Annotated in this window: 7 protein-coding genes; all 7 read right to left on the bottom strand. The window is 40.0% G+C overall.

The features are described 5' to 3' along the window. On the bottom strand, positions 1-1,169 hold a 1,169-nt coding region (locus ACESM0_RS04125; RefSeq protein ID WP_372903928.1), incomplete at its 3' end, for a hemolysin family protein. A 123-nt stretch (positions 1,170-1,292) separates the two neighbouring features. Further along, positions 1,293-1,736, bottom strand: a complete 444-nt coding sequence (locus ACESM0_RS04120) for a single-stranded DNA-binding protein (protein ID WP_372903926.1) — start codon at positions 1,734-1,736, stop codon at positions 1,293-1,295. A gap of 81 nt (positions 1,737-1,817) precedes the next feature. Continuing rightward, entirely contained in the window at positions 1,818-2,564 is a 747-nt protein-coding gene (locus tag ACESM0_RS04115; RefSeq protein ID WP_372903924.1) for a 2,3,4,5-tetrahydropyridine-2,6-dicarboxylate N-succinyltransferase, read from the bottom strand. A 1-nt stretch (position 2,565) separates the two neighbouring features. Beyond that, positions 2,566-3,444, bottom strand: coding sequence for a 4-hydroxy-tetrahydrodipicolinate synthase (dapA, locus tag ACESM0_RS04110; RefSeq protein WP_372903922.1), 879 nt, complete (start codon positions 3,442-3,444; stop codon positions 2,566-2,568). After that, positions 3,441-4,115 (bottom strand): dihydrodipicolinate reductase C-terminal domain-containing protein, encoded by a 675-nt coding sequence (locus ACESM0_RS04105; RefSeq protein ID WP_372903920.1) that lies wholly within the window; start codon positions 4,113-4,115, stop codon positions 3,441-3,443. The genes dapA and ACESM0_RS04105 overlap by 4 nt, the downstream gene beginning before the upstream one ends. A 9-nt stretch (positions 4,116-4,124) precedes the next feature. Next, the gene (gene lysC / locus ACESM0_RS04100; RefSeq protein WP_372903918.1) at positions 4,125-5,471 is read right to left on the bottom strand and encodes a lysine-sensitive aspartokinase 3; all 1,347 of its coding nucleotides are present in this window, start codon (positions 5,469-5,471) and stop codon (positions 4,125-4,127) included. Positions 5,472-5,889: 418 nt separating this feature from the next. After that, positions 5,890-6,540: a hypothetical protein gene (locus ACESM0_RS04095; RefSeq protein WP_372903916.1), complete on the bottom strand. Its 651-nt coding sequence runs from the start codon at positions 6,538-6,540 to the stop codon at positions 5,890-5,892. Between the last annotated feature and the right edge of the window lie 12 nt (positions 6,541-6,552).

Here is a 6,552-nt window from a genome sequence, read left to right as displayed (position 1 = left end):
TCAATTTTGGCATCAAAAATGTAGACACCATTTTTAAATCTAGTGTAAAGCTTCTCCTGCTGATCGTCATATTCATCCCCAATATCTCCGACAATCTCCTCAAGAATATCATCAAGAGTTACAAGTCCTTCCGTACCGCCATATTCATCAACAACGATTGCGATGTGCGTTTTTTCATGTTGAAAATCTCTCAGCAAGTCATCCAGCTTTTTTGTGGCCGGGATAAACAGGGCTTTACGTGCTATTGTTTTCCAGTTAATCAATTGCTCACCTATATCCGAATTGATATATGGAAGCACATCTTTGGAGTAGATTACACCTGAAATATTATCCAGATCATTTTCAAAAAGCGGCATACGAGATAACCCCTTTTCCTGTATAAGCTGAATCACATCTTCCAAAGTGGCACTAACGGGCACAGCAACAATATTTACACGGGAAGTCATAATTTCGCGTACGGTAATATTACCAAATTCAATCACGTTTTCGATGATCTCACGCTCATCACCTTTCAAGGATCCCTCTTGCTCACTCATCTCAGCCATCGTTTTTAAATCCTGAGCCGTCATTTTATTATTGGGTTTTGGCAGAGTTTTTTCCAGACTCATTGTACTTTCAGCAATAATTTTAGACACGGGCATGAAAAGTATAAAGTGAGCATATACAAATCCTACCATTCTGCGACTCACCTTCAATGGATTGTTAATCGCAATAACTTTCGGTGTAATCTCACTCAAAATCAAAATCATAAAGGTTAGCACAATGATCTCAATTGAATAAACGATCACCTCAGAAAAACCGTAATAAGCAGCTATTTTTCCCGTGATAACAGCTGCCATAACTGAACTAACGATGTTGGCAAAAGTATTGCCAATAAGTATTGTGGCGAGAAGCCGGCGCGGCTTCTGCAGCATTTTTAAAATTCTTGAGTCTTTCGAACCGTATTCACCTCCACCCGGCCTCAGCTGATCTATTTGATTAACCAAAGAGAAAAACGCCACTTCGGAACCTGAGTAAAGAGCACTAAGCAATAGCCCGACTAGCATCAGGGTAAGCTCGATAGATATTTCAGTAAAGCTCAGATACTCCAATTGTGGCCCTGCATTAAGTAAAATCTGATTGGAAATAAATTGCATTGGATGACTGGGAGGTTCATCGATCGTATCCAAATAACAGTACTTAATTAATGATTAGTTGATATCAATAAAAACAATATGAATAAAAAAAGGTGACGATCAAAAAGATCATCACCTTTAAAGTACGAAATGTTGGATCAATTAACCTGGCCGGAATTAAAACGGAAGGTCATCATCCATATCGTCAAAAGAGTCGTCCAAATCTACTGAAGCTTTGGCCGTTTTACCTCCACTGGAATTTTGCGGAGCACCTCCTCCACTCTGATCCCCACGGCTATCTAACATCTGCATGTTAAACGCTTTTATTTCTGTGGTATATCTTTTTTGACCTTCTTTATCTTCCCAGCCGCGTGTTTCAAGTTTACCTTCAAAATAAACCAAAGAACCTTTTTTTAGATACTCCTGGCAAATCTCAGCGAGTCGATTCCAAACTACAACACGATGCCATTCAGTATTCTCCTGAAGTTCTCCGTTTCTGTCTTTGTACCTGTCGGTGGTTGCCACACTCATGTTCGCAACAGCTGCGTTGGATTGAGTATATCTCACATCGGGATCAGCTCCCAATCGTCCGATTATCATAACTTTGTTTAATGAACTCATAATTAGTCAATCATTTTTTGTTAACGTTCTATCTATAAGAACAGAATTTTTTACTTCCCTTACAGAATTTCTTTAAAAAATTTATCTCAATGCACTTTCCAGCTCTAAAGAAGCGTCACTTCCTTCATCTCTATATTTAATAATAACAGGACAATAAGCCGACAACTCCTGTCGCCGGGCCCATTCATTTTTAATTGGCCTTGAACCGGGTATCACAACCGCATTTTCCGGTATTGGTGATCCTTTACCAAGCAATTTTTCGTTCACGCAATCGTAAACGGGGACAGATTTCGACAACGTTACACCCGGAGCAATCACCGCCCCTTTTTTAACTAAAATTCCCTCAACAATTACAGATCCCGCACCTATAAAACAGTCATCCTCAATCACAACCGGACTTAGTCCCACCGGTTCCAGTACTCCACCAATTTGAACACCTGCTGAAAGATGTACATTTTTACCGATTTGAGCGCATGATCCGACAAGTGCATGACTATCAATCATGGCTCCTTCATCAACATAAGCACCAATATTTACATACGCCGGCGGCATGATAATCACGCCTTGAGCGACATATGCACCGCGACGTACTGAAGACCCGCCGGGAACCAAGCGAACTCCATCTTCTGCTTCAAACATTCGAGGCGGGATATTGTTTTTATCAACAAATCCGTCGTAAATGCCACCATAGTTGACATTATTTCCCTCTTTAAAAGCCGCCAAAATAGCTTCCTTCACTTCAATATTGGCACTCCAGGTTTCGCCATCCTTTTCAGCGGCTCTTACTGTTCCTTCTTCAAGTTGATCTAAAACTTCTTCCCAATTCATTTCAATTATTAATTTTTTGATACCAATTTACAATTTCCGCATCAGCTTGTTTTAGCTGATCCAGGTTTTTTAACTCTTTTTCAGTTAGCGGGGATCGTAGCGCAGAGTTTTCAATAATTCCTTTTTGGTGCAATAAAATCTTAACGGGAACAGGATTTGGTGCAGAGAAGAGAGCCTCATTAGCACGCTTCCAAATCGGAAATAATGGCTCCGTGTCTCCCGACAAACAGAGTTTAACATATTTGGCTGTTTCTTTTGGCCAAATGTTTGAAGAAACAGAAACCAAACCTGAGCATCCGGCTACTGCAAAATATGGCAACAGTCCGTCATCACCACTAAACATAGATGCCTTAGGCACCATTTCACTAAATTCTTGATAATCAGCTATACTGCCACTCGCCTCCTTTATCGACCAAAATTTTGAGTGACCGGATAAATCTTTGATCACTTTTGGAGTAATCTTTACACCGGTACGGGATGGAATATTGTAAATCATACATGGTTTATCAGCCACATCCATCAATTCCTGAAACCAGTTTTTCAATCCAACAGATCCGGGTTTTGTGTACAATGGTGAAACGAGCAGAAACGCATCCACTTTATCATTACAGTATTGAATCCATGCTTTCTGATTCTCAATTTGAAAACCGCCCACTCCTGCCATTACAGGTACTGAAACTTCCAGATTTGCCGAGAAATCGATAATCTCCTTTTTTTCGTCGTCATTGAGCGCAAGCCCTTCCCCAGTACTTCCAACCAGCAGAACTCCGTTTCCGGCCAACTCTTGCCTTATGATCAGCTTTTCAAGGTCGCCAAAATGAATCTCCCCCGATTGATACATCGGGGTGATAAGTGCTGTCCAAAGCGTGGTGTTGATCATAATAATTTTGAAAATGCCTGGTCAAAAATTGATGAAAACGGATATACTCCCGGCTTTATTTGAGGATTTTTTAGCAAGTACTCCGCTGTCCAAATGGCTCCTTCTGCAAAAAGTTTTCTGCTGTGAGCTTCGTGTTTCAAATAAATCGACTCATTATTGGTTTGAAGATGCAGATTATGAATTCCCTTCACATCCCCCTGTCTGTCAGACGATATTGAAGCGTCACGTCCCAGCCACTCTTGCCAGGAAAGCGCCGTGCCGCTTGGAGCATCTTTTTTATCAACATGGTGCACCTCATGGATATGGTATTCGGGGTCTTGCAAAAAAACTCCACCCTTCCCTAAAATATTCAACGCTTTTCGAATGAGGTTCATACCTAAACTAAAATTGGATCCTATTACCCATTTTGCGTTTACGTTTTTTACTTGATCGGGTAAATTTTCAGGCCATGCATAACCGGTAGTACCCCAAACGGCTGGAACTCCGGATTCCAAAACTACCTTACTCACATCTTCAGCGGCTTCGCCGGGTACAAAAATGATGGCAATATCAGTCTCCTTTAACTTTTCAGCAGTAATGTTGCTTTTTGAGTCAAAACATAGGGCTTGCTTACCTAAAAGTCCTGCTACTGCACTTCCTGTTTTGCCTGTACCAATTACGGATACTTTCATGATGTTTCCTTATATAAATCGTTCATGTAATTTTTGAACTACTTTCTCAGCGCTTTGCTGGTCTACAAGAAAGCAGAGATTATGAGAACTGGCTCCATGGCATATCAATCGCACGTTTATGCCTTCCAAAGTACTAAAAACCGGTCCGCTCAGTCCTGAGGTAGTATGCAGGTTATTCCCAATTAATGCAATCAGTGAGAGATTCTCCTCAATTTCAACTTCACAGAATGTTTTTAATTCACTTATTACACTTTTTGGCAGAAAATCTTTACCTGGGGTTCCTGCATTTGTATCCAGCGTGAGTGATACACTCACTTCACTGGTAGTTACAAGATCCACACTAATTTTGTGATTCGACAAAACCTTAAACAGACGAGCTAAAAAACCGTGCCTGTAAAGCATATCCAAGCTATGAACCGTAAGCAAGGTTTGGTTTTTTCTTAAACTGATTGCACGAATCGGTGGTTTCTCTTTCGTGTTTTTCATAATCCATGTTCCGGGGAGGTGCGGTTCCATACTTGAACCGACATACACACGGATGTTTTTTCGAATGGCCGGAACCATCGTAGCCGGGTGCAGTACTTTTGCACCAAATACAGAAAGCTCTGCAGCCTCATTGAAACTAATTTCAGTTATTGGTTTTGCCTTTTTTACAATTCTCGGATCGCTTGTATAAACAGCCGTAACGTCTGTCCAGATCTCCAGTACGTCTGCATTGACAGCTTCCGCAAAAAGAGCAGCTGAATAGTCACTTCCTCCTCTTCCAAGTGTTGTCGTAACTCCACTTTTTGTTCGCCCGATAAAACCCTGAGTTACAAAGCAACTTCCCTTCAGATGAGGAATAATTCCGGTTTCAGCATTTTTCTCAATTGATTCTATTTCAGGTTCTGCTGAACTGTGATTATGATCCGTTTGGATGATTTCACGCGCGTCCAGCCACTCCACTTTTTTACCGATTGATTCTCTCAGTACATAAGAGAATATTGTAGAAGAAATAAGTTCACCAAATGACAGTACTTCGTCACTATATTGTGAGGTTGCTGCTTTAGATGAAATAACTTTTTTTTCAAGATCATCAATCAGTTGGGCAACACGCCTTTTTGCTTCTTCCTTATACTTAAGAGAGTCACAGATTTCGTAATGCTTCTCTCTAATCTGATTCATTATCTGATGTTTATCATCCGGATTTTTGACACCAATGAGAGTTGTCAGCAGATTGGTAGTACCTGAAGTTGCACTCACCACTATGATTTTTTTATCGCTGTCCGATTTCACGATATTGGCACACCGGTTCATAGCCTCGTAATTGGCCATGCTGGTACCACCAAATTTTGCAACTTTAATCAAGTCTGGCATTTATTAACTATCATATTTTTGAAGGCGCGAATATAGCAATTTGGAGCTCATAATTCACCAGGTATATCTGATCTCTTATTTTCAAAACAATTTCAGTATTGAAATGTTCCGGCGGTTACACTTGTTAAGTTATATCAGGCAAAACTCTTCTTTTCAAAACTATAGATTTGAATAAAAGATTTTGTATTTTGATCGACTTAGAAAGATGGCGGTGTTATTTGATATCGCTCTTGGAACAAGAAGTTTAATTAAATCAACCGGGTGATAATTCATGCCAAGCGGAAAGAAAAGAAAACGATCTAAAATTGCTAAGCACAAACGGAAAAAGCGTCTACGCAAAAACCGTCACAAGAAGAAAAAGTAAGCTAATTGCTTAATGTAGAAATTATGGGCACTCATCGAAGTGCCCTTTTTTATTTTAAGCAGCTACGACGGAAACACTACTGTCCGCAATTTTTATAATTCGGTTGGCCTTATACAGTAGATGAGTCAATTTCCTGCTTACAAATTCATTCACCTCATTCAGACTCTCAAGGTCTGTCATCGTAAATTGGAAATAAGAGATCAGATTGATCGCGGTGAGATATTTACCATGTGAATCTCCGTCTATTTCGAGATGCCATCGTGTAATAATATCATCACTGATAAGAAGTTCATTTACTTCTTTACTAACTCGGTCCATCCACTCACTCGCTTTCTCAATGCGATAATTGGTGTCTCCGTTTGTTTGAATTGGCTGGCTTTTCCGTTCATCAAAATGCCAGACCAGTTCAACATCAATGGAGGGTGATATATTCACCTCGGTGAGATGTTTTTCTTTCAGCATTGGATGTTTATCCGTACCGTTCAGCTGATTTGCAAGATTTGCTTCACGGAAGCTGTCCCAATCGAAATTAATGTCGAGTTTTTTGAGATGATTAGTAGAATCTTTCAGATCAATAACGATTTCCAAACCCGCAGCATTGATCCTGGATTCTTCCCAAGTCTTGAATTTAACGACATTAATATTTCTCTTGTTCAGCAGGCTATTTATTTTATTTACTACCGATTGAAAAATAGGATATTGCATAATCGTACTCTT

The organism is Rhodohalobacter sp., from assembly GCF_041686455.1.
Classification (GTDB): Bacteria; Bacteroidota; Rhodothermia; order Balneolales; family Balneolaceae; genus Rhodohalobacter.
Note: the sequence above shows the minus strand (reverse complement) of the source record. Positions and strands in the feature narration are given on the sequence as shown.